This is a genomic window from Paenibacillus tyrphae, from assembly GCF_000722545.1.
Taxonomy (GTDB): Bacteria; Bacillota; Bacilli; order Paenibacillales; family NBRC-103111; genus Paenibacillus_G; species Paenibacillus_G tyrfis.
In genome coordinates this window covers 191,252-214,837 of sequence record NZ_JNVM01000008.1, presented here as the reverse complement: position 1 = coordinate 214,837, position 23,586 = coordinate 191,252, and the positions used below count along the sequence as shown (strand labels likewise).

Here is a 23,586-nt window from a genome sequence, read left to right as displayed (position 1 = left end):
ACCGCCTGAATTTCAGGCGGTCTTTTTTTTGCCGGTATGCATATACAGAAAATGGGTTCATAAAGAAGTAAAAGTGCACACCTGTTTTTGGAAAAAGTTATGAATCTTGTCGGAAAAGCAGGATTTTTGGCTAGTTACCTCGAATCTTATATGATCGTCCCCAATTCTAAAAAAAATTTTAAAATCGACCGCAACTTTTTTACTCCCCCAACAGTACAACAAAGTAGCATCGCTGGGAGTAAGCAGGAATCACAAGGAGGGTCGCACTCGCATGACCGATTCCCAGTTGATCAGAGAAATCAAGGACGGCAACGTCCAACTATACGATGAATTAATGCGCCGCTACGAACGTAAAATACTGGCATTCATCTTTCATATGCTGAAAAGCGCACAAATGGAATCGCTGGCGGAGGACTTGTGCAACGAGACCTTTTACAAGGCTTACCGCAGCCTGCATTCGTTCCGAGAGGTAGAGGCGACCTTCTCCACTTGGCTCTATACCATTGCGCGCAATACGGTTCTTAGCGAGCTGCGTAAACATAAGAACACCCAGGTTTCGTTGGAGCAAAGCGGATACACGCCTCAAACCGCAGTGGAAACATTGCCGGAACAAACGGTGCTTCGCAACGAAAAGGTGACTATGGTTCGCGATGCGATCAATAATTTGCCTGAGAAGCAGCGTTCCGCGCTTATATTGCGAGAGTATGACCAGCTTGACTATCAAGAGATTGCGAATATCCTCGGACAAACGGTGAGTTCGGTCAAGTCTTTGTTGTTCAGAGCAAGGGCCAGTGTAAAGCTTCAACTGGAGCCATACTTTCTTGAACCGATCTTTGAGGAGTATGAGGAGATGAATCGACGATGAAATGCGATGACGTTTACGATTTTTTCGGCGTATACTGGGATCTGCCGGAAGGTGATCCGAACCGGCTGGCGGTGGATGAGCATATCAAAAATTGCCCCGCATGCGCTGAAGAATTTCAAATATGGCAGGAGAGCACGGAATTAATCCGCACGGCCGGGGTGGAAACGACGTTCGATAGCGGCGAGGTTTCCGTATCTTCCAGTGTAATGAAGCGAATCTATGCGGATGAGTCGTGGCGCACTCCCGTCGGCGACCGTCTGTATCAGTTCTCTTATAAGCTGCGGCGGAACCTGACTGCGGTGATCGCTTGCTTTATTGCGTTGTTTATGGTCACCTTTTACTTTTCGTTTATGAACGACGGCCGGTACGAAGCCGGATCTCCGCACGAATCCGCGGTTTTCGGGCGGATGAACGATCCCGTCGTTGCCGTTGCCGGGAAATCGGATTCGATGAACGTGCATGCGATGCCTACGGCTGTAGCAAGCCTGCGCGGGTTCAGCGATCCGTTCATGTACCAAGTCGGACCGATTCGTACGATCAACGATTATATGCTTTTCGTTTCGTTATTCGGATTGACCGGTACGCTCCTGATCATGAATTGGTTTTCGCGCACGCGTCAGTAACGAGAAGGCCCCGTTTCCGGGGCTTTTATCTTTTGCATCAGACAGAAAAGGAGAGTCGGCGAACGAATGTTAACGCTGGGGTTTATACGTCACGGGACAACGGAATGGAATTTGGCGGGACGCATGCAGGGGCAGATGGACACGCCCTTGGCTGAAGTAGGCCGGGTACAGGCCGAATTGCTGGCAAAGCGGCTTGCGGGAGAGGCATGGGACGGCATCATCGCCAGCGACCTGCTTCGGGCTAAGGAAACGGCTCTTACGATATCCCGCCTTACCGGAGCTCCGCTTCTTGGATTGGATGCCAGACTGAGGGAGCGTGCGTTCGGCGAGCTGGAAGGAACCACACTGCAGGAACGCATTGACCGCTGGGGCGAGGGGTGGAGAGACCTGGATCTCGGCGTGGAGAGCGATGAGAAGCTGCTGGCGCGCTGGGCGTCCTTTCTCGTCGATGTGGACCGCGAGCATCAGGGCAAACGAATCTTGCTGGTCAGCCATGGCGGATACATCGCACCGGTGCTGGCTCAGTTCATCGGAAAAAAGATTGAAGAGCATCTGAGCAATACGTCGCTCACGATCATGGAGCGGACGCCGGACGGCTGGCATTGCCGTCTGCTGAACTGTACTGTTCATCTTGCTGAGCTTGGGCAAGGGGCTTGACGGGTATCATATTTAGCCGAAATGAAGCGGCTTTGCACACATTTCTATTTTTAGAAGTGCGTGCAAAGCCGCTTTTTTTATATGGGATGAAAATAAACTTTTAAACGACCGCGTTTAAATCTAGAACATTTTCCCATACTGGGTACTAAGAAAGCCTTGGAGGGAAGTTCTGGAGGGACGAACGGATGAATTTAGCCGACATGTTAAGCTATGCCGACATTCACCAGTTGAGCCGTATTGCAGGTACTTATAACTGCGAGTGCAATGGGCATTCGAAGAACGAGCTGATTCAATCGATTTTGTCAACCGTAGGACGAAGGGACATTTTCGACAGTCAGATCGGCGCGTTGTCCACCCAGGATATCCGGTTTCTTAACTCGCTGCTGTTCGACCAGCGGGGATCGTTCAGTCTGGAGGAGTTGGTCGCCCGAGCACAGCAAAGCCGGTTCGAGAAAGAAGAAACGGATGTGGCTTGGAATCCGCGCGATACGATTACCCGTTTCAAACAGCTGGGCTGGCTGTTTAACGGCCATTCGCAGCAGACGAAATATTTGTTTCAAGTGCCTGCGGATCTGAAGCGCCGGTTTGTTACCGCCCTGACCAAGCGATTCGAGCAGCAACTGGATGCTGCCGAAGAGCCTCCGGTCTACCGGGACGAGCAAAAGCTGATCCTGGACGATATCGCGAACTTTCTGCTCTTTCTCCGCGATCAGGAAGTCATGCTGACGAGCGATAACGCGATGTACAAAAGGAGTCTTCAGCAGGTGCTGGAACGGCTGGCCGTACGGGAGGAGCCGGTAGGGAAGACGGCTTGGCGTTTCGGCTACGGACGGATGTTCCGCGAATATCCGAACCGCTTCTCCTTCATCTACGACTATTGCTACTATAACGATCTCGTCACTGAGCATCATCAGGTGCTTGCGCTGACGGAACAAGGGCTGGCCCGGGTTAACGAAGGGGGGAAGGAAGACCCGGTTCAGGTGTACCGTTTCTGGTTAAGGCTTTATAAAGGCCCCGTTCCTCACCTGCAATCGATCGCTCAATGGTTGAACCGTTTGTGCAAAGGCTGGGTGACGTTCGATTCCGTGAAACGGACGCTCGTACCGCTGATCCGTCCATTTTATTACGATACGTCCGATTCCATCCTGGAGCAGCGTATCGTCCAAATGATGATGCATCTGGGACTGCTGCGGATCGGAGAAGAAGAACGGTACGGCCGTGTCATCCAGGTGACGAAGCTCGGCAGCAGTATTATCGAGGGCACCTATGTGCCGGATGAAGAGAATATTGTGCTGCCAATTGACAACCGGTAATCCCCTTGCTACAATCACTCCATTTAACCCGCCTGATCCGTCTCTTCAAGAACGGATGCTCAGGCTTCTAAAGGAGTGGCGATAATGATGCTTCACAGCTATAACGGCATTACCCCTACGGTTCATCCTACCGCTTTTCTCGCACCGGGCGTGCAGATCATTGGCGACGTGGAAATCGGCGAGGGCGCAACGATCTGGTACAATACGGTACTACGCGGCGACCTGGCCCCGATCCGAATCGGAAAAAGGAGCAACATTCAAGACGGATGCATCGGTCACGTCAATACGGACCAGCCGCTCATCATCGAAGATGAGGTTTCCGTCGGACATGGCGCGATTATTCACGGGTGTCGAGTAGGCAAAGGCACATTAATCGGCATGGGGGCGATTGTACTTAACGGCGCCGTGATCGGTGAATATGCTTTAATAGGAGCGGGTTCACTCGTGACCGAAAACAAAACGATCCCCCCGTTTACCCTGTCGCTCGGATCCCCGGCTAAAGTGGTGCGCGAGCTGAAGGAGTCGGACCTTGCACGAATGAAACGGACAATGGAAAGCTACTGCTTAAAGGGCGAGGAATATCGGAAGGAACGGACGTAAGGGAATGCTGGAATGAATCGAAATAATCATGACCCGGTTTGGAGGTAGGTTCTCATGGGCAAAATGAATGTGACGAACGAAATGATGCTGAGTTTGTTTGCTGAAATGTTGCTTGATGAAGCGCTGCGTAACTACAAAGAGCAGGTTCTATATAAAGAGATCGATCAAGCTCTGGCCAAGGGAGACGAACAATCCTTCATTGCCCTAACGACCGAACTCAATACGCTGCGCTCTCTGGGGAAATGACGATTTCAAGGCAGTCCGGAACACAAACGTGTCATTTTTGCGAAAAGACATATGAAGCTCGTTCATATGTCTTTTTTCTATGTTAAAGTAAAGATTAGGAAAGAAGGTGATACATATGAAATTCAGCGAAATTCAAGAAACGCAGTGGGAGGAGCTTCGTCCTTACTTGGACACGTGCCTGCTGCCGGTAACCGGACTCCGGGGAACGGAAGCGCCGTGGCAGGCGGCAAACGAGCTCGAGCGGCTGCGGGACGCGCTCGATTTATTAGAGATTCCGTTTAAAGGCCGGACCGTTACCTACCCGGCCATTCACTTCATTCCGTCGGGCTCGTTAGAGACGTTCCTTGGAGAAACCTGTCTCAGACTGAAGGAAGCCGGTTTCCGGTATGTGGTGATCGTGACGGCCAAATCGGAGGAAGAGCTTGTTCTAAACCCGGAAGAGCTGGGAGGAAAAGCGGATCTTTTGCTTCGATTTACACCGGATGAGCTGCGCCAATCCGCCTCGGACGCGAAGAGACGGGCTGCCGAAGAGGTAACGGCTTTGTGGGCCGGAAGGTAAACGTTGTGAAGCATGTATGATCTGTGGGAACTATGCAAATTCTATGCAAGAGCCCTCGTTTTCAGGGTGTTCCGGCAGTTGTGACAATTTCGTTAACACTGTGATCAGCGGCCAGAATTACACGCCGGAATGGCCTGTCTGCATTCTTGACGCACCCAGAGACGTAAGCTATTATTAGTTATGTCCTAGTATCTGGTGTAAAGTTATGTCGAACGACTGATATATGTTGCAAAAGGGGGTAGAACGAAAATGAACGATCACTCGAATCAAGAGTCGCAGCATCACGGTGAGAAGCCGGTGGCGCGTCGTGAAATGTCCAGACGCCAGTTTCTTAACTACACCCTTGGCGGAGCTGGAGCTTTCATGGGTGCCGGGATGCTGGTTCCGATGATTCGGTTTGCGGTGGATCCGGTTCTTCAGCCTAAAGCTCAGGCTCAATGGGTTAAGGTTGTAGAAGAATCGAAGGTAACGAACGAGCCGAAATCCTTTAAATTTAAAGTACATCAAGTAGACGGCTGGTACGAAAGCGAACCGGAGCTTGAGGCGTGGATTTCCAAAGGGAAGGACGGCAAAGTCTTCGCGCTCAATCCGACGTGTAAGCACCTTGGCTGTACGGTCAACTGGAACGGCAGCCCGGAGTATAAGGACCAATATTACTGTCCTTGCCACGGCGCCCACTATACCGCGGACGGCAAAAACTTGGCCGTCGCACCGCTGCCGCTCGACGAATACCAAGTGAAGATCGAACAGGGCTTTGTGTACCTGGGCCAGCTCGGTCCGAACAAACGGGTGTAATAAGGAGGCGTAACATCAGATGTTTAAAAGTGTCTATAACTGGATTGATGAACGTCTGGATATCACGCCGATGTGGAGGGACGTAGCGGACCATGAGGTACCGGAGCACGTAAACCCGGCGCACCACTTCTCCGCATTCGTCTATTGCTTTGGCGGGTTGACATTCTTTATCACAGTTATACAAATCTTGTCCGGTATGTTTCTTACCATGTATTACGTGCCGGATATTATCAATGCCTATGCGAGCGTCGATTACCTGCAGCATAAAGTGGCTTTTGGCGTTATTGTCCGCGGCATGCATCACTGGGGAGCCAGCTTAGTTATCGTGATGATGTTCTTACATACGCTCCGCGTTTTCTTTACGGGTTCTTACAAGGCGCCTCGCGAGATGAACTGGGTTGTAGGTATGCTCATCTTCTTCGTCATGTTGGGACTCGGTTTGACGGGTTACCTGTTGCCTTGGGATAACAAATCCTATTTCGCAACAAGCGTTACGCTCAAGATCGTTGAGTCGGCGCCGTTCATCGGTCCGTATGCCAAGACGCTTCTGCAGGGCGGCGAGATCGTAGGCGCTCAGACGCTGACCAGATTCTTTGCTCTGCACGTGTTCTTCCTGCCGGGAGCTTTGCTTGCCCTGCTCGCCGGACACTTCTTCATGATCCGCAAGCAAGGGATTTCCGGTCCGCTGTAAGAACCGGTGAGGCCTGCTGAGCCGGTATTCATGAGAAAATGAGAAGGAGGGCGAATCGTGGCTCACGGTCATAAAACTGATGAAAAAATCGTTTACGTCGGGGATTCGCGCGTACGTGCCAAGTCATCACGGATGATTCCCCAAGATTATTCCGCTTATCCCGGAAAATCGGAAGTATTTATTCCGAACTTTCTATTAAAAGAATGGATGGTCGGCGTTGTCGTTCTGGTCGGGATTCTGACTTTGGTTATGTCCGAAGCGGCTCCGCTCGGTTATCCTGCTGATCCGACGAACACGCAATTTATCCCGATGCCGGACTGGTACTTCTTGTTTATGTACCAGCTGCTGAAATACCCGTACACTTCGAACCATTTTGTGGTTCTTGGTACGGTTGGCGTTCCAGGTATCCTCTTCGGCGGGCTGTTGCTGGCGCCGTTCTTGGACACAGGAAAAGAAAGACGTTTTTATAAACGTCCAATCGCTTCCGCTCTGATGTTCTTGAGCTTGACTGCGGTTACATATCTGACGTATACGTCCTGGCATCACTACCAGCTGGAGCTGAAAGAGAAGAACGTTATTCCCGAGCATATCAAGCGGGAAGAGGAAATGCACGCCAACAAGGGGAAAGCTGGCGGAGAAGGCGGTGGCGGAGCCAAGAAACCGGCTGCGCAAGCTGCGGCAATCGTCGCTCCGGATGACCCGGCGGCAGCGATTTACCAAAAATCCACTTGTCTTTCTTGCCACGGCGGCGAACTAAAAGGAATGCCTTCCGCCAAAATTCCGGCGCTTCGCGGAGTCGGCGACAAGCATTCGAAGGATGAGATTCTCGGCATCATCAAGAAAGGCCAAGGCAGCATGCCGGCCCAATATGATGCGAACATCTCAAAAGGTTTGACGGAAGCTGACATCGACAAGCTGGCCGATTGGCTCTCCAAGCAAAAAGCAAGCAAATAAACCAACCGAACCTGACCGTTAAGCGCGGTCAGGTTTTTTTAAGATCATGGAAGCTAAGGTTCGGCGGGGTTAAACACATAAGGAGCTGGAGGGAACCGTTTTGTTGGGAAGGAGCTTGTCGTACTGGTTTTCGCGCGAATTTTTGAGCAGCCGGTTCATGCTGTGGAGTTTGTTCTGGATTAATCTGCTTGGGACGATATACGGCTATATATGGTACGGCAATCAGTTGGTCTATACGGCTGTTGAAATGTCACCGCTTTATTTGCCATTTGTGCCGGATAGCCCTACCGCCAGTTTGTTTTTTACTTGGGCGGTAGCCTATTGGCTTCTTGACCATTATCGATCGCCGGCCGGCGCTTTGAATCCAACAAAGAAAAGCGGCTGGAGAAGCTTTGTTGAAGCGTTCGCTGTCGTGACTTCGTTTAAATATGGAATTTGGGCCGTTACGATCATATTTGCCGGCGCTTATAAGGGAGATACTCTGGTGTGGCAGGATTGGATGCTGGTGTTCTCCCATCTTGGCATGGCGGCTGAAGCGCTTTTGTACTTTCGCTTGTACCGATACCGTTGGCTATCTGTCATTCTTGTCGCCTGCTGGGTACTGCTGAATGATGCGATGGATTACGGCCAGGGTGTTTATCCATGGCTGCCGAAAGTTCTGGAGGACAATTTATCTGAAATTGCCACGTTTACTTTGGCTTTGAGTGTCTTTAGCGTCGCTATAGCTCTGATGTTGTGGCTCGTTAGAGAGCTTCGGCCGGCAAGAACCTCGTCCAAATAGTCGGTCTAATCGGCACTTTCTCTCCATAGGATGAACTTAGGAGGGGATGTCCCAATGGCCGGAGAGGTTCGAAGATGGTATAGGTTCGGAGTTTGGCTGGCCCTGTCCGTCAGTTTAATGCTGGTTGCAACAGGGTGCGGGGAGGGGAACAGCTCAAAAGAAACGTCGGCGTCCAAGCCCTCGGCGGAGCAGGTGCAGAAGACAGAGCTGCTGGGCCGGACGGCGGAAGAGCTGTACCAAAAAGCAAAGCAAGGACACGTTTCGGGAAGTCTGATGGCGCTTCAGCAGCTAAGCGATCAAATACCGAAAATACGCTTTGAAGGCCTCACGTCAATCGAAGGAATGAACGCGCTCACGAGAGCCGTTACGGATGCGAAACGGGTGTTCAACGCGGCAAGCTTCAAGCCGGAGGAAGGAGAGGTTGCAGCCGCAAAAATTCGTCTCGCAGCGGATGCGCTGACGCACCCTCATACTCCATTGTGGCTGCAGTACGACAAACTGCTCTCCGATGACGTGAACCTGCTTGAAAAGGCCGCTACCGATAAAAATAGAGCTGAGGTTCGAAAAGGGGCGGCATTGCTTGAGGAGCATATCGGCCTCATCCGTCCGAGCTTGCTTATCAGCCGCAATCCTACCGACGTCGAGAAGCTCGATTCGCTTGCAACTTTCATTAAGCTTCAAGCTCAAGGGGAAGGCGAGCTGTACCGCAACGTGCTCAATGCGGTTCCTCCGCTTCGCGGTCTGTTGGATAAACTATTTTTGAAACGGGAAACGACTGCCTATTTGCCTTACCCCGAGCAGCAGAACCCGATTCTATGGATTGTGACGCTTGGTTCCGTCATCCTGGCATCGCTCGGCTTTGCCGCTTGGCGGTTGTCCAAGAAAAACGGCGGCCTCGTTCCGGTCCGCCGTCCTGACCAAGAAAAGCCGGGAGCTGAATAAGGTTTAATTGGGCTTAAAGCCTTCACCGACAACGTCGTGAACCTCCGTAATAATGAGAAATGCGAGGGGATCGATGGAGCGGACGAGGTCTTTAAGCCTTTTCATTTCGCTCCGGGCTACGACGCAGTAGACGACATTTTTGGGCTGCTTGGAGTAGGCTCCGATCGCGGGGAACAAGGTCGCACCCCGGTCCAATTCCTTCGCAATGGCCGCGGAGACCGCATCCGCGTGATCGGTGATGATCATAAACGATTTGGCGGCGTACGCCCCTTCAATAAGAATGTCAATCATCTTCGAAGCGATGAAAACGGCGACAAAGGTATATAAGATTTTCTCTTTCGGAAGAAAAAAGAGCGAGGCTCCAATGACGACGACGTCCATGATTAAGATCACTTGCCCGATGCTCCAGCCCTTCAATTTATGGGCGACTCTTGCCAGGATGTCCGATCCGCCGGTCGTACCCCCGTACCTGAAAACGATGCCTAGACCGAGACCGAGCGTAAACCCGGCGTAGGCCGTTGCCAGGAAGAAATCGTGCTCCGTCCGGAACGGAACCAACCATCCCACCTGAATGAGCCGCTCCATGACCCAGAGAAAGAACGATACGGATAAAGTGCCCAGCACCGTATACCCCATCGACGCTTTGCCCAAAATGCGCCATCCCAAATAAAAAAGCGGGATATTCAGAACTAAAGTCGTCAAGGACGGCGGTAACCCGAAAATATAAGAGAGCAGCAGGGCAACCCCGGTCACTCCGCCTTCCATCAATTCATTGGAGATCACAAAATAATGAAGTCCGAACGCGTAAATCGCCGTTCCGAGTATGATGGGAACGATGTTTTTCAGATGTAGTTTTAGGGATTCCGACATAAATCCACCTCGATTCGAAAAGATGTTTATAGTAACATTCTCTTAGGTTATCGCGTTGCCCTTTTTTTCATGATAAAGTAAATAAAAAAGTTTTAAGAAGCAAAAAAAATTTGTCATTCCCCCTCACTTTGCGTTAACATGGTACTGATACGGTTGTCTCGTATAACCGTCAGTCATCTGAATATAAGGTGGGTGAACATCTCCCGGTATGTCCGAGAAAACGTTAAAGGACCTCCAAGGCGAGGTGCACGAATACATATCGCAGTTTAAAGAGGGGTATTTCAAGCCGCTGACGATGCTTGCCCGGATGTCGGAAGAGGTAGGGGAGCTGGCGCGGGAAGTCAATCATCGTTACGGAGAGAAGCCGAAGAAGGCAACCGAGGAGGAAAACTCCATCGAGCTTGAGCTTGGCGACATTTTGTTCATTACCATCTGCTTTGCGAATTCGCTAGGCATCGATTTGACGGAAGCGCATGATAAAGTCATGCACAAATTCCGGACGCGCGACGCGGACCGTTGGACGAAAATAAACACGGACGCTTGATCCTTTTCATATACTGTATCATCACCTTGTACTTCTCATGTCGGCTTGGAAGGTTGCTTCCGGCTTGGCTGAGGAAGGAGATGATATAATTGAAAGGCGAAGAGGCAATCAAGAAAGCGTACGAATCGATTCTTAATCACGATTTCGAACAGGCCATCGCCTGGTTTGAACGTGCGATTGCGACGAATCCCGAATGCGCGGCGTACCATTATAAGCTGTCCATTACGTACGCCCGCAGCGGCAAGCTGGATAAAGCGGCGGCACATGCAAGCCAAGCGGTAAGGCTTGAGCCGAAGGATGAACATTACACGTTCCATCTGCAGCACCTTCAGGCGCGGCAAATGACGCTTCAAGCAGAGAAGCTGTTCGAGGAGTCGGACGAACGGCTGTGGCTGGCGGTGTCGCTACTGCAGCAAGCGGTGATGCTCGATCCGCTTTCACAAGAAGCTTTTTTACTATTGGGTATCGCTTATTGCCGGCTTCGGGAGTTCGCTCCGGCCGTGCAGGCCATTCAGGAATTGCTCAAGCTGGATCCGCAGCATTCCATCGGCTTGCGACTGCTCGCGGACTATCGGCAAAAATGGAAGGAATATATGAGCGTCACCCTATAAGTGCCAATCATCGACACCTAAGCGGAAAGGACAATGAATTCATATGAAACCAATCATCAAAGTAGCGGTTGCCGGAGCGGGAGGCCGTATGGGGCGCGAGGTCGTCAAGCTGGTTTTGGGCGATCCGGAGCTAGAGCTGGCCGCTGCGGTTAACCGTTCCGCTGTAGGAACGGATGCAGGCAGGCTGGTCGGCCTGGATGCTTGCGGAATTGCGGTTACGAACGATTTGGAGCTTGCTCTTGCGGAAACGAAACCCGACGTGCTGGTAGATTTTACGGCTCCGCATTCGGCGGTCGCGCACACCCGTCTGGCTATAAAACATAAGGTTCGCCCCGTCATGGGGACGACCGGCTTTACACCGGAAGATATTGCCGAACTGGACAGGCAGTGCAAGGAGGCAGGGATCGGGGGATTAATCGCTCCGAACTTCTCGATCGGCGCTATTCTGATGATGAAATTCGCTGCCCAAGCTGCCAAACATTTTCCTCATCTGGAAATTATCGAGTATCATGGTGACCAGAAGCTGGACGCGCCTTCAGGCACTTCCGTGAAAACGGCGGAGCTGATCTCGGAAGCACGGCAGGAACTTCGCCAAGGCAATCCGAATGAAGAGGAGACGATCGAAGGCTCCCGTGGAGGATATTATAACGGATTCCGGATCCATAGCGTTCGGCTGCCGGGCATCTTCGCCCAGCAGGAGGTCGTATTCGGTGCTTTCGGACAAACCTTGAAAATCCGTCACGACTCGTATGACCGGGCCGGTTACATGCCTGGCGTTAAGGTAGCCGTTCAGAAAGTCATGGAATATGCCGGTATGGTTTACGGCTTCGAACATTTTATCGATTAAAAACGAAAGAGGACATGGGGCCGGGCCGAAGAGGACCGCTCGAGTGTCCTCGTTTTATAGGAGTTTAGAGAGGAGCTGCCATCCTATGGCATTGAAAATCGCACTTATCGCACACGACCGCAAGAAGGAAGAAATGGTAAATTTCGTTATGGCCTACGAGAATGTGTTTCAAGATCATACGTTGTATGCGACCGGAACGACTGGCACGCGCATTATGGAAAATACGAACCTGCAGGTGAACCGCTTTATGTCCGGTCCGCTCGGAGGGGACCAGCAAATCGGAGCATTGGTGGCGACCAATGAAATCGATTTGATTATCTTTTTGCGCGACCCGCTAATGGCGCAGCCGCACGAGCCCGATATTATCGCTTTGCTTCGTCTGTGTGACGTTCAAGGGATTCCTTGCGCCACCAATATCGCGACCGCGGAAATTTTGGTCAAAGCACTTGACCGGGGGGACTTCGCATGGCGGGAGCTGGTTCATAAGTACAAGCCGGGGATCGACCAATGAACGAGTCACTTGATCTGCTCATTTTCGGCGCTCACCCGGACGATGCGGAAATCGGTATGGGCGGTACGATTGCGAAGCATACGGCAGACGGACTTAAGGTCGGCATTTGCGATTTGACTTTGGCGGAAATGTCCTCGAACGGCACGGTCGAAACACGTCAGCAGGAGGCCAAGGCGGCATCGGAGGTGCTCGGTCTGGCGGTTCGCACCAATCTGCAGCTGCCGGACCGTGGGCTTTATCTGCTGCCGGAGTACGTGGAGCGCATTGTTCTGGAAATCCGCACATGGAAGCCGCGCATCGTATTCGCTCCGTATTGGGAGGACCGGCATCCGGACCATATCGCTTGCAGCAAGCTGGTGCAGGAAGCGCTGTTCAATGCCAAGCTGAGACGGTACTTGCCCGATCACCCGGCGCATACGGTAGAAGAAAGCTATTTTTATTTCATTAACGATGTGATAGAACCGGACGTGATGGTCGACGTGACCGCCCATTATGAGAGCAAGCGCTCTTCGCTCCTTGCGTACCGGAGCCAATTCGAAACTTCGGGCTCAGGTGCCGGGAACGACATCGTACGCACACCTCTGAACCAAGGCTATCTGGAACGGGTGGAGGCCCGAGACTCTCTGCTTGGGCAAAAACGGGCGGTTCGTTATGCGGAAGGCTTTATCAGCAAGCTGCCATATTTGACAGAACTGTTCTAAAAGTGTGACCAAATTCAGGAGCAAAAGGAGGCGGCTCGAAATATGAACCGGTTAAAAATCGGAATTACATGCTATCCCACGCTAGGGGGTTCGGGCGTCGTCGCCACCGAGCTCGGCAAGCTGCTTGCGGAAAAAGGGCACGAGGTTCATTTTATTACGCACAGCATGCCTTTTCGACTTGGAAAGTTCGACCGCAACATCTTCTATCACGAAGTCGAAGTCAACGACTACTACGTGTTTAAATATCCGCCTTACGATTTGTCTCTAGCCAGCAAGCTTGCACAGGTGGTGAAGCTGGAAGAGCTGGATTTGCTGCATGTCCACTACGCCATTCCGCACGCCGTTTGCGCCCTGCTTGCCAAGCAGATGGTCGGGCCTGAGCTGAAAGTGGTAACGACCTTGCATGGCACCGATATTACGGTTCTGGCGCAGGACGAATCGCTAAGCGATCTGATCCGGTATGCGATCAACCAAAGCGATGCGGTGACCGCCGTATCCCAGGACTTAATCCAGGAGACGCGGCAGTTGCTTGGCATCGAGAAGCCGATCGATTTGGCTTACAATTTCGTGGACAAACGGGTATATTATCCGCGTGAAGTCGCATCGCTCCGTAAGGAGTTTGCGCATCCCGACGAGAAGATTTTGATTCATATTTCCAATTTCCGTCCAGTCAAGCGGGTAACCGATGTCGTGGACATTTTCGACCGCGTGAGCAAAGAAGTGCCTTCCCGCCTGCTGTTCGTAGGCGAGGGCCCGGAGCTGTCCAAGGTACTTTGCAAGGTTAAGGAGCTCGGGCTATTGGATCGGGTGACGTTCTGCGGCAAGCAGGACGACGTCGCCCAGCTGTTGTCGTTAGCCGACCTGATGCTGCTTCCATCCGAGAAGGAAAGCTTCGGCTTGGTTGCGCTGGAAGCGATGGCCTGCGGCGTTCCGACGATCGCATCGAACGCCGGCGGCATTCCCGAATTGATTACCCATGGCGAGACCGGGTACTTGGCGGACATCGGCGATGTGGAGCAAATGGCGGCGTATGCGATCGCGCTGCTGAAGGACGAAAGCTTGTACAAAAAGACGGTGGACGCTTGTTTGTACCGTGCGCGCTATACGTTCTGCAACGATTTGATTACACGGCAGTATGAAGAGTTGTATTATCGGGTGCTTGGGCGGCCGATCCCGGATTCGATTCGGGAAAATCCGCTTAATTGCTGACAAAGGAAGCGGGATTACGTACATGAGCGATGCTTTAAAGCAGGGGGCCATGCAGATTGTCCGGCGCTTGTGCGAGGCGGGCTTCGAGGCTTATTTGGTCGGCGGATGCGTTCGGGACGAACAGCTCGGACGCCCCGTAAAGGATTATGATATTGCCACTTCCGCGCATCCCGATCAGGTGCAGAGGCTCTTCGAGCGCACTGTACCCACCGGATTGCAGCATGGGACGGTTACGGTCGTGGCCGATAAAAAGCCTTACGAAGTAACTACGTTTCGCCGGGAAGGCGGATACGAAGCGTTCCGCCGCCCGACCGAGGTGGAATATATCGACAGCTTGACCGAGGATTTGCAGCGGCGCGATTTCACGATGAATGCGATGGCTATCGATCAAAACGGTCGTCTGATCGATCCGTTCGATGGCATGAAGGATTTGGAACGCGGGGTACTTCGCTGCGTCGGTCAAGCGGAAGAACGGTTCGGGGAAGATGCGCTGCGAATGATGCGGTGCCTCCGTTTTGCGTCGGAATACGGCCTGATGGTTGAACAGGCGACTTGGGACGCTCTGAACTCCGGCATTTCGCTGCTGCGGCATATCGCCATGGAACGTATCCGGGCGGAGCTGGAGCGCATGCTTGGGGGCAGTGATCCGAACCGGGCCATGAGCTTGCTCTCGGGAAGCGGGGCGCTGCGTCACGCGAAGCAGGAGCTGCTGCTGTCCGGGCTAGGCAAGGAAACGGAGTGGCCGCCCCTCTCACGGTTAACGGAAATGGAGCATCGGCTTGCTTTTATCTACATTCGACTGGGAGCCGATCCGGCGGATGTTGAAGAGGATATGATCAAGCTAACCTTCTCCAGACAGCAGATGGAGACAGTCAAACGAATCGTTGCCGCGCACACCGTTCTTGTATCCGGATTGGATGAATCGGCGGAATGGGACGAAGAACCATACTTGAGACGAATATGGATCGCCGCCGCGCTCGACTACGGCGTTTCTGCACTCCGTACGCTAAGAGAGATTTACCTGCTGGAGGACGCCCCGATTCGGACGGACAACGTCAAATCTGGCAGCGCTGTGGATGTATGGAAAAGATTGGGCTCCGTATGGCTGGAGCAGATGCCCGTTTCTGCTCTTGGAGAGCTCGCTGTCGGAGGGAAGGAGCTTATGAGCCATCTGGGAGCCAAAGGCGGTCCGTGGACCGGCAGGCTGCTCCACCGATTGCTTGAAAGCGCTGCGCTCGGCGAACTCCGCAACGACAAAGAAACGCTGCTTGCAGCAGCCCGGGAGCATTACGATAAAATGCAGGAGAACGATGAATGATGATGGATCGACTGATCGGACTGTTCGAGCAATCGGACGGCAAATTTTTGTCTGGCGAGCAGTTGAGCGAGGAGCTTGGCGTCAGCCGGACGGCCGTTTGGAAGCAGATCGAGCGTTTGCGGCAGCAGGGATACCGCTTCGAAGCGGTGTCGCGCAAAGGCTACCGGCTGTTGTCCAAGCCGGACAGGCTGAATATGAGTCGCTTGCAATTGAAGCTGGAGACGGAACGGTTCGGCCGGTTCGTGAAATATTACGACCAAGTGGAGTCGACGCAAATCGTCGCGGCGCGTTGTGTTGCGGAAGGTGCGGAGGAAGGCACGCTTATTCTGACGGAAGAGCAAACTGCCGGGAAAGGCCGGATGGGACGCCAGTGGCATTCTCCGGTCGGAAAAGGCATCTGGATGAGCCTGATTTTGAAGCCGGCTTGGATTCCTTTGTTATTCACCCCTCAATTGACTTTGCTCGTTGCCGTCGCTTTATGCCGGGCCATCCGCAGCGCGACAGGGGTGGAGGCGGGGATCAAATGGCCTAACGATCTGCTTGTCGGCGGCAAGAAGGTCGCCGGCATTTTGCTCGAATCGAGCGCCGAGGATGAGCGTCTGCAGCACGTTATCGCCGGAGTCGGCATAAGCGTAAATCTGCAATCGGACGATTTTCCTCCGGAGCTGCGGGATACAGCCACCTCGCTAGCCATCGAAGCAGGTCGTCAGGTGGACCGAATCGAGGTGCTCAGCCGGTTTTTGCTGGAGTGGGAGCAGTTGCACGAGCTATACCGCAAGGAGGGCTTTGCCCCCATCAAGCTGTTGTGGGAAGCGTTGACTGTGTCGCTTCATCGGAATATCCGCTGCCGGACGCCACAAGGAGAGCTTGAAGGATTTGCCGAGGGGATTGATGAGCATGGCGCTCTACAGCTTCGCATAGCGGACGGAACGGTAAAAAAGTTGTATTCCGCCGATATCAGTTTTGGGTGACACAAGTTGAAAACTTTGGTATAATGTACGGTACGAAGACGGTATCCGCAAGGAGCTGTACTTCAACCGTATGTTTTTTTTTGCTTGAACAACTGAATAGCTTTACCCAAGCAATATGTCGGATTCTGCTCTGAGCCTAACCGGACCGAGACAGAAGGATCATATGAGAAGGACATGTGAACCTTTTAGCCTCTGTATGGGCTGAAAGGTTTTTTTGCTCTTTGCAACAATCCGGCCGATTATCGCAATACTATCAGGAGGAAGCGCGGCAGAGGGGGTGCTCCCCCGAGCGTACGGAACCCTGAACCATTCCAACCCGGAAGGCAAGGTGTTAATCATGGACATGCGTAAACCGATAACGACGGCCAAACTGAGAAAAATGAAAGAAGACGGGATTCCGATCAGCGTGATGACGGCATACGATTACCCGACGGCCATGCTGGCGGAGGAAGCCGGCATCGATGTCATTCTTGTAGGGGATTCGCTGGGCAATGTCGTGCTCGGCTACGATTCGACGGTCCCTGTCACGCTGGACGATATGATCTACCACTCGCGTGCAGTGACGCGTGCAGTCCGGACCAGCTTTGTGGTGACGGATCTTCCGTTCAATACGTATCACGGCAGCATCGATGCATCGCTGCGGAATGCGGGACGGATTATGCAGGAAGGGCTGGCCAAAGCGGTGAAGATGGAGGGCGGAGCGGAGATTGCGCCAACGGTCGAAGCGCTCGTGCAAGCGGGCATTCCTGTGATGGCCCATCTCGGCCTGACCCCTCAGTCGATTCACCAGATCGGCGGTTATAAAATTCAGGGTAAAACGGCCGCTCAAGCGCAAAAATTGCTCGACGATGCCAAAGCCTTGGAACAGGCCGGAGCTTTCTCCATCGTGCTGGAGCTGGTAACCGACCAAGTGGCCGCACATTTGACGAGCAAGCTGTCTATTCCGACCATCGGTATTGGCGCCGGCAAAGATTGCGACGGGCAGGTGCTCGTATTTCATGATGCGCTCGGCTACGGATCGGACATTCATCCGAAGCGTTTTGTGAAGACCTACGGGAATGTCGGCGAGATGATCCGCAGCGGGCTTCACCAGTATGTGGACGACGTGAAGCAGCGCAGCTTCCCAGGAACGGAGCATTCGTTCCGTATGGACGACGAAGTGGCGGAGTCCTTGTATGGCGGTGGGATTCCGGTATCAGCACATAGAGAATAAGAAACGGAGCTTCGATTACCGATGCAGATTGTTCATCAGATTGAATCATTACGACAGTTGATTAAAGCAAAACGGGCTGCCAATCCGGCCGTACGCATCGGCTTCGTGCCGACGATGGGTTTCCTGCACCGGGGCCATGCCTCGCTGCTCGAAGCCGCGCGCAAAGAGTGCGACGAAGTTATCCTGAGCATTTTCGTCAACCCGCTGCAGTTCGGGCCGAACGAGGATTTAGACCGCTATCCGCGGGACGAGGAGCGGGATATGGCCATCGCGCGCGAAGCCGGGACGGACATCGTATTTTTCCCGCAGGTGAGTGAGATGTACCCGAAGCCGACCAGAACGATTGTCTCTGTATCCGGAGTCACTGAACGTTTGTGTGGAGCTTCCCGGCCAGGGCATTTTGACGGCGTCGCCACGGTTGTTACCAAGCTGCTGAATATCGTTCAGCCTGACAAAGCGTATTTCGGGTTGAAGGACGCCCAACAGGTAGCGGTCATCGAGCAGATGGTGTTCGATTTGAACATCCCCGTCACCATCGTCCCACGTCCGATTGTCCGGGAAGAAGACGGACTTGCGATGAGTTCGCGCAACGTGTATTTAACCGAGGAAGAGAGAAAGCAAGCCCTTGTCCTTTCCGAAGCTCTGGAAGAGGCGGAATCGCTGCTCGCGGCTCGTAAAGAAACGATCTCCCCGGAAGAGCTGCGGCAGACAGTCGTTCGGCATATTCAGTCCGCGCCTTTGGCCGATATCGATTATGTGGAGCTGCTGTCTTATCCGGATCTGGCTCCAGTGGATTTTTGGAGTAGTGACGAGAGGATTATTATCGCCGTGGCCGTCCGTTTCGGAGTAACGCGCTTGATCGATAATCGGATACTTCATGCTCCCGTTGCTTCATTGAGTCATTCGTAACCCGAAAGCTGCGGGATAGGTCCCGAGAGCGCAAAAACGTAGGAGGCGTCAGCCATGTTTCGTACCATGTTAAAATCGAAAATTCACCGTGCAACCGTAACGGAAGCCAATTTAAACTATGTCGGGAGCATTACGATCGATCAAGATTTATTGGATCTGGTCGACATGCTGCCTAACGAAAAAGTCCAAATTGTCAATAATAACAATGGCGCCAGGTTCGAGACCTATATTATTCCCGGACCGCGGGGCTCGGGTGTTGTCTGCTTGAACGGCGCTGCGGCCAGAATGGTTCACCCCGGAGATATTGTCATTATTTTATCGTATGTCATGTTATCGGACGAAGAAGCCCGCAAGCATACCCCGAGCATTGCCATTATGGGCGAGAACAATCAAGTCGTCGGCGTGCTGAAGGAAGAAATTCATTCCACGGTCCTTTAAACGAGAATGAAACGGGACGGGTAGACGCACAATGTAGATACGATCACAGCTGGCGCCACAGCCGCGGCGAAGACGTTTAAAGCTGCTGTGGGAAAAGAAGCAAAGGTGGGATACGGCCGATGTTTAAACATCTTTTTGCTTCCATGAACGAAATGCTGGATGAAGTCATCTCGCAATACCCGTCCTCCCAAGGCGCCGAACGCAGGGAGCTGCAGGAAAAGCTGCGGGCTCTAAAGGCGATGAGCGACGCCTGCATTGAAGAATGGCTGCTGTTCGAAGAGAAATGGAGCAAGCTGTTAAGCATTGCCGGGATTTCATTGAACGGTATAGGAGCCGATCCGCTCGATCCCGAATTTTCAGGCAAACGAACCGATTTGTTTATCCGGGGGCAGGGGTATTACAAGCTCCATATGTTCGACCGGGCGATTGCCGAATTCGACGAGTTGATCCGGCTCCAGCCCGATTTCAATTTGGCGCGTATTTATTTGGCCATGTCTTACTTGCGCAAAGGGGAAGCCGGGGAAAGCTACTTGCATTTTCAATTTTTATCCCGGCTGACCGAAAACATGCAGCTCAAAGCGATTTCCTTTAACGCCATGGGTTGTATCCAAGCGCAGCTGCACAATATGGACAAGGCGTGCGAATTGTTCAACATGGCTTACCGGACCGATCCTTCCAGCGTACAACCTTTGCTCGATTTGGGCGTTTGCTGCGAGAAAAAGGGCGGGCTTCAATTTGCGTTCGATATGTCTCGGTCTTCAGATTAACCCGAATGTTCGTTCCTGTTTTTTTGTAAAAAGGGTAAGTTTGCTATTCCCTTTTTCCCTCAGTATTGGTATGCTTATGAGAAGAGTGGGAATGAAGGGATTGACACGACTCCGATGAAATTTGCAGTATTAGACTTTGAAACGACGGGGAGCACGGCGACGGATCGCATTATCCAAGTCGGGCTCTTTCTTATAAACGACCATGAAATGACCGACAGGTATACTTCTCTCGTCAATCCGGGCATAAGTATACCTTCTTCAATTACAACGCTTACCGGAATCGACGACGAAATGGTAAAGGATGCTCCCGCGATGGAAGAGGTTATTGCCGAGATGGTTCCTCTCCTCCAGGACGCAGTACTGGTTGGTCATAATATTGCTTTTGACCTTGCTTTTCTGCAGCGGGCGCTGGACGATAACGGTTACTTCCCGTTCGACGGACGCGTATTGGATACGATGGACGCGCTGCGCGTCTTGTTTCCCGGCTTGTCGAGCCTGCAGCTTTCGATGGTATGCCACGCCTTCGGTATCGAGCACGAACGGCCGCATCAGGCGGATAGCGATGCCGAAGTTACCGCGCTGATCTGGCTCCGCTGCATGGAACGGTTTCAATCGCTTCCGCTGCTTACTCTGCAAAGGCTGGAGCTGGTATTTACGGATTCGGCGGGAGATTTCGGCTGGTTTGTGAGCGAAATGCGGCAATACAAAGAACTTCACCAACCGCTTGACCCGGATCTGGATCGTTATTTCCGGCAATTTGCGTTGAACGTAGGGGAATGGGGAGAAGAAGAGCCGGTGCGGGAGGAAGAAGATGTCCTGAGGCTGCCGGACGATTTTCCTTCTTTCTACGTTCAGCTTAAGCAAGAGCTCCAGCAGCGGTTTGCCGCTTACGAGGACAGGGAGTCTCAAGTGCAAATGCTCAGTGAGGTAGAGACGGCATTCGAAGACGGCAAGCATCTGATGATCGAAGCCGGCACGGGGACGGGGAAGTCGCTCGGTTATCTGATTCCTTCGCTGTATTACGGGCTCAAGCAAGACAAGAAAGTGCTGGTCAGCACGCATACGATCAATCTGCAAGAGCAGCTCAGAGAACGGGACGTGCCGCTGCTGCACGAGCTGTTCCCGGTTGGCTTCCGGGCAGCCGTCCTGAAGGGGCGGAGCCACTACTTGTGCCTGCGCAAATTCGAGCACAAAATGAATATGCTCGACTTCGAGCACGGCAAGGAAGACCGAATTACGGCCGGGCAGATGCTTGTCTGGCTGGGAGAAACGAAGCATGGGGATGAAGAGGAGCTTCATTTTGCCAATAAAGGAAAACAGTTTTGGCAATCGGTGGAAAGCGATACGGATTCTTGCTTGAACCGCGCCTGCCCATGGTTTAAAAAATGCTTCTATCACCGCGCACGTCACGAGGCGAACACCGCAGATGTCATCATTACTAACCACTCGCTGCTGTTCACCGATATGAAAGCGGAAAACCGGCTGCTGCCAGGATACAAGCATTTGGTTATCGACGAAGCCCACCACTTCGAGGAAGTGGCCGGCAAGCATCTCGGGATCGAGCTGCACTATCACGGTTTGTCCAACACGCTCCTCTGGCTTTATAAAGATGCGCGTTCAGGACAATTGTCCAATCTGCGGATTCGGCTGCAGCGGTTCGAGGACGAGCGTGCTCAAGGCTGGTGCATATCGATTGACCGGGTTGTTGAGAAGCTTCTGCAGTTGAAGGAAGAATGGGATCAGCTAACGGAGCTGCTGTACCAGCTTCTGGCTTCGCGAAGCGATCCGTCCCAATCGGAAGGGAACGGCCTTGTCTATCGGGTCAAAAAAGACTCGCTGCCCACAGGTTGGGATAAGCTAGAAGTGCTAGAAGAGAACATGCAGCTTAACTTCGGGGAAGCTCTTAAGCCGCTCGACAAGCTGATCTCAGAGATCAAGGAGGTACAGGACGAGTACGATGTCCAAAGCTTAATAACGGACCTCAGCGGGACCGTCAAGGAGCTGTACCGGCACAGGGATTCGCTTCATTTCTTCATGACGATGCCGGATGCGAACTACGTCTATTGGCTTGAAGCCGGGACCTACAGCAAAAACCGGTCGCTTCAGTTGTTCTGCGTGCCGATTGACGTCAGCGAGATGCTGAAGCAGCATTTCTTCGGACCGAAGGATAGTGTCATCCTGACTTCGGCTACGTTATCCGTCGGCAAATCGTTTGATTATACGTGCGACCAACTGGGCTTGCGAGAAAACGGGGCGGACGGCAAACTGAAAACCGTTCAGCTTCCTTCGCCGTTTAATTACCGCGATCAGGCGCTCGTGGCCATTCCCCGGGATTTCCCTACGCTGCGCGGAGCAAGCGGCGAGAAGGAATTCGTCGACCGTCTCGTACCGTCGCTGGCCGAGGTGGCGCTGGAAACGCGGGGCCGGATGCTGGTATTGTTTACGTCCAATCGGATGCTCAAGCTGGTTCATGGCGCGTTGAAAGAAATGTTGAGCCCGTTCGGTATCGGCGTGCTGGGCCAGGGTGTGGACAGCAGCAACCGGAGCAAGCTGACAAGACTGTTTCAGAACAGTCCGAATTGCGTTCTGCTAGGTACAAGCAGTTTCTGGGAAGGCGTCGATATTCCTGGAAATGCGCTTACCTGTCTGGCGATCGTCAGGCTGCCGTTTCAACCGCCGAACCATCCGTTGATCGAAGCAAAGACAGAGATGATCAAGCAGCGAAACCAGAACCCGTTCATGAAGCTGTCGGTACCGCAGGCGGTTATCAGGTTCAAGCAAGGCTTCGGCAGGCTGGTGCGCACGGCTACGGATAAAGGCATCGTCATCATATACGATACCCGGGTGATCGACACGAATTACGGAAAATATTTCTTGTATTCGCTGCCGGGCCCCAAAATCGAGCACATGAATTCGAATCAGCTCGTACCAAGAATAAAGCAGTGGATGGGTGAGAACCAAGCATGAAGACGATGAAAATTTCCGAAGCCGTCGTGCGCCGGCTTCCGGTATACCTCCGGTTTTTGAATGAACTCAGCAAAAAGAACGTACAGACGGTATCCTCTCAGGATCTGGGGCAAAAGCTGGACTTGAATCCGGCGCAAATCCGTAAAGATCTGGCCTATTTTGGGGAATTCGGCAAGAAGGGGATCGGTTACGATGTCGACTATTTGATCGAAAAAATTCGTCAAATTTTAAAGCTCGATAAAATCATCCCCGTAGCGCTGGTAGGCGCGGGAAATCTGGGCCGCGCCCTATGCAATTATAATGCCTATCTGAAGGATAATATGAAAATCGTAGCCGTCTTCGATTCACACGAATCAAAGATCGGGGATACGATCAACAATTTGAAGGTCAAGTCGACGCGCGAAATGAAGGCTACCATCCAAGAGCTAAAAGTGCGCATCGGGATTATTACCGTCCCGGCAGCAGAAGCGCAGCAGGTGGCCAATCAATTTGTGGAAGCCGGTGTCGAGGCGATTCTGAACTTTGCTCCGATGATTATTAAAGTTCCGAGTGAAATGCGGGTGCATCATGCCGATTTTACGACGGAGCTGCAAAGCCTCGCTTATTATCTGGATTAACCGGAATTTTTAAAAATCGGTTTATGCTGAACATGAGAAAAGGATAGAGCCTGACAGAACGTTGTTC

Annotated in this window: 27 protein-coding genes; 26 read left to right on the top strand and 1 reads right to left on the bottom strand. The window is 52.6% G+C overall.

Annotated features, from left to right (window positions below; genetic code table 11):
- Positions 1-271: 271 nt before the first annotated feature.
- The 12 genes from ET33_RS11030 (at position 272) to ET33_RS10975 (ending at position 9,026) form a co-directional block, all read left to right on the top strand.
- A complete protein-coding gene (locus ET33_RS11030) occupies positions 272-865 on the top strand; it encodes an RNA polymerase sigma factor (RefSeq protein WP_025846334.1) in 594 nt (197 codons plus the stop codon).
- Positions 862-1,488, top strand: coding sequence for an anti-sigma factor family protein (locus ET33_RS11025; RefSeq protein ID WP_036680626.1), 627 nt, complete (start codon positions 862-864; stop codon positions 1,486-1,488). The genes ET33_RS11030 and ET33_RS11025 overlap by 4 nt, the downstream gene beginning before the upstream one ends.
- 66 nt (positions 1,489-1,554) lie before the next feature.
- Positions 1,555-2,145, top strand: coding sequence for a histidine phosphatase family protein (locus tag ET33_RS11020; RefSeq protein WP_036680623.1), 591 nt, complete (start codon positions 1,555-1,557; stop codon positions 2,143-2,145).
- A gap of 185 nt (positions 2,146-2,330) precedes the next feature.
- Positions 2,331-3,458: a hypothetical protein gene (locus tag ET33_RS11015; RefSeq protein WP_036680620.1), complete on the top strand. Its 1,128-nt coding sequence runs from the start codon at positions 2,331-2,333 to the stop codon at positions 3,456-3,458.
- A gap of 87 nt (positions 3,459-3,545) precedes the next feature.
- On the top strand, positions 3,546-4,058 hold the full coding sequence (locus ET33_RS11010) for a gamma carbonic anhydrase family protein (RefSeq protein WP_036680961.1): 513 nt from the start codon (positions 3,546-3,548) through the stop codon (positions 4,056-4,058).
- A gap of 54 nt (positions 4,059-4,112) precedes the next feature.
- Entirely contained in the window at positions 4,113-4,304 is a 192-nt protein-coding gene (locus tag ET33_RS11005; protein WP_010501006.1) for an IDEAL domain-containing protein, read from the top strand.
- Between the two features lie 115 nt (positions 4,305-4,419).
- A complete protein-coding gene (locus ET33_RS11000; protein ID WP_036680617.1) occupies positions 4,420-4,863 on the top strand; it encodes a DUF2487 family protein in 444 nt (147 codons plus the stop codon).
- Between the two features lie 249 nt (positions 4,864-5,112).
- Positions 5,113-5,658: a ubiquinol-cytochrome c reductase iron-sulfur subunit gene (locus ET33_RS10995; RefSeq protein WP_036680615.1), complete on the top strand. Its 546-nt coding sequence runs from the start codon at positions 5,113-5,115 to the stop codon at positions 5,656-5,658.
- 19 nt (positions 5,659-5,677) lie between these two features.
- Positions 5,678-6,349 carry a menaquinol-cytochrome c reductase cytochrome b subunit gene (gene qcrB / locus ET33_RS10990; protein WP_036680612.1) on the top strand — a complete coding sequence of 224 codons (672 nt, stop codon included), beginning with the start codon at positions 5,678-5,680 and terminating at the stop codon, positions 6,347-6,349.
- A 57-nt stretch (positions 6,350-6,406) separates the two neighbouring features.
- Positions 6,407-7,303 (top strand): menaquinol-cytochrome c reductase cytochrome b/c subunit, encoded by an 897-nt coding sequence (locus ET33_RS10985; RefSeq protein ID WP_036680611.1) that lies wholly within the window; start codon positions 6,407-6,409, stop codon positions 7,301-7,303.
- A 157-nt stretch (positions 7,304-7,460) separates the two neighbouring features.
- Positions 7,461-8,084 (top strand): DUF1405 domain-containing protein, encoded by a 624-nt coding sequence (locus ET33_RS10980; protein ID WP_051775261.1) that lies wholly within the window; start codon positions 7,461-7,463, stop codon positions 8,082-8,084.
- A gap of 54 nt (positions 8,085-8,138) precedes the next feature.
- The gene (locus ET33_RS10975; protein WP_036680608.1) at positions 8,139-9,026 is read left to right on the top strand and encodes a sporulation protein YpjB; all 888 of its coding nucleotides are present in this window, start codon (positions 8,139-8,141) and stop codon (positions 9,024-9,026) included.
- 3 nt (positions 9,027-9,029) lie between these two features.
- Here the strand turns inward: ET33_RS10975 and ET33_RS10970 are convergent, their stop codons facing one another.
- Entirely contained in the window at positions 9,030-9,896 is an 867-nt protein-coding gene (locus tag ET33_RS10970; RefSeq protein ID WP_036680605.1) for a YitT family protein, read from the bottom strand.
- 208 nt (positions 9,897-10,104) lie between these two features.
- On the opposite strand from ET33_RS10970, the gene ET33_RS10965 reads away from it, so the two are divergent.
- The 14 genes from ET33_RS10965 (at position 10,105) to ET33_RS10900 (ending at position 23,519) form a co-directional block, all read left to right on the top strand.
- Complete coding sequence (locus ET33_RS10965) at positions 10,105-10,440, top strand: nucleotide pyrophosphohydrolase (RefSeq protein ID WP_010501017.1); 336 nt, start codon at positions 10,105-10,107, stop codon at positions 10,438-10,440.
- A gap of 89 nt (positions 10,441-10,529) precedes the next feature.
- Positions 10,530-11,051 carry a tetratricopeptide repeat protein gene (locus ET33_RS10960; RefSeq protein ID WP_036680601.1) on the top strand — a complete coding sequence of 174 codons (522 nt, stop codon included), beginning with the start codon at positions 10,530-10,532 and terminating at the stop codon, positions 11,049-11,051.
- 43 nt (positions 11,052-11,094) lie between these two features.
- Positions 11,095-11,898: a 4-hydroxy-tetrahydrodipicolinate reductase gene (gene dapB / locus ET33_RS10955; RefSeq protein WP_036680598.1), complete on the top strand. Its 804-nt coding sequence runs from the start codon at positions 11,095-11,097 to the stop codon at positions 11,896-11,898.
- Between the two features lie 85 nt (positions 11,899-11,983).
- Positions 11,984-12,409, top strand: a complete 426-nt coding sequence (mgsA, locus tag ET33_RS10950; protein WP_036680596.1) for a methylglyoxal synthase — start codon at positions 11,984-11,986, stop codon at positions 12,407-12,409.
- Positions 12,406-13,110, top strand: coding sequence for a bacillithiol biosynthesis deacetylase BshB1 (gene bshB1, locus ET33_RS10945; RefSeq protein WP_036680594.1), 705 nt, complete (start codon positions 12,406-12,408; stop codon positions 13,108-13,110). The genes mgsA and bshB1 overlap by 4 nt, the downstream gene beginning before the upstream one ends.
- A gap of 42 nt (positions 13,111-13,152) precedes the next feature.
- Positions 13,153-14,319, top strand: a complete 1,167-nt coding sequence (bshA, locus tag ET33_RS10940) for an N-acetyl-alpha-D-glucosaminyl L-malate synthase BshA (protein ID WP_036680591.1) — start codon at positions 13,153-13,155, stop codon at positions 14,317-14,319.
- A gap of 22 nt (positions 14,320-14,341) precedes the next feature.
- Positions 14,342-15,637 (top strand): CCA tRNA nucleotidyltransferase, encoded by a 1,296-nt coding sequence (locus ET33_RS10935; protein WP_036680590.1) that lies wholly within the window; start codon positions 14,342-14,344, stop codon positions 15,635-15,637.
- On the top strand, positions 15,637-16,608 hold the full coding sequence (locus tag ET33_RS10930; protein WP_036680955.1) for a biotin--[acetyl-CoA-carboxylase] ligase: 972 nt from the start codon (positions 15,637-15,639) through the stop codon (positions 16,606-16,608). Before ET33_RS10935 ends, ET33_RS10930 begins: the two co-directional genes overlap by 1 nt.
- A 337-nt stretch (positions 16,609-16,945) precedes the next feature.
- Positions 16,946-17,821 carry a 3-methyl-2-oxobutanoate hydroxymethyltransferase gene (panB, locus tag ET33_RS10925; RefSeq protein ID WP_036680953.1) on the top strand — a complete coding sequence of 292 codons (876 nt, stop codon included), beginning with the start codon at positions 16,946-16,948 and terminating at the stop codon, positions 17,819-17,821.
- 21 nt (positions 17,822-17,842) lie between these two features.
- Positions 17,843-18,730 carry a pantoate--beta-alanine ligase gene (panC, locus tag ET33_RS10920; protein ID WP_036680588.1) on the top strand — a complete coding sequence of 296 codons (888 nt, stop codon included), beginning with the start codon at positions 17,843-17,845 and terminating at the stop codon, positions 18,728-18,730.
- A 54-nt stretch (positions 18,731-18,784) separates the two neighbouring features.
- Positions 18,785-19,168, top strand: coding sequence for an aspartate 1-decarboxylase (panD, locus tag ET33_RS10915; RefSeq protein ID WP_010501035.1), 384 nt, complete (start codon positions 18,785-18,787; stop codon positions 19,166-19,168).
- A 119-nt stretch (positions 19,169-19,287) separates the two neighbouring features.
- Positions 19,288-19,935, top strand: coding sequence for a tetratricopeptide repeat protein (locus ET33_RS10910; RefSeq protein ID WP_036680586.1), 648 nt, complete (start codon positions 19,288-19,290; stop codon positions 19,933-19,935).
- Positions 19,936-20,049: 114 nt separating this feature from the next.
- Positions 20,050-22,902 carry an ATP-dependent DNA helicase DinG gene (dinG, locus tag ET33_RS10905; RefSeq protein WP_036680584.1) on the top strand — a complete coding sequence of 951 codons (2,853 nt, stop codon included), beginning with the start codon at positions 20,050-20,052 and terminating at the stop codon, positions 22,900-22,902.
- Positions 22,899-23,519, top strand: coding sequence for a redox-sensing transcriptional repressor Rex (locus ET33_RS10900; protein ID WP_036680582.1), 621 nt, complete (start codon positions 22,899-22,901; stop codon positions 23,517-23,519). Before dinG ends, ET33_RS10900 begins: the two co-directional genes overlap by 4 nt.
- The last annotated feature ends 67 nt before the right edge of the window (positions 23,520-23,586 follow it).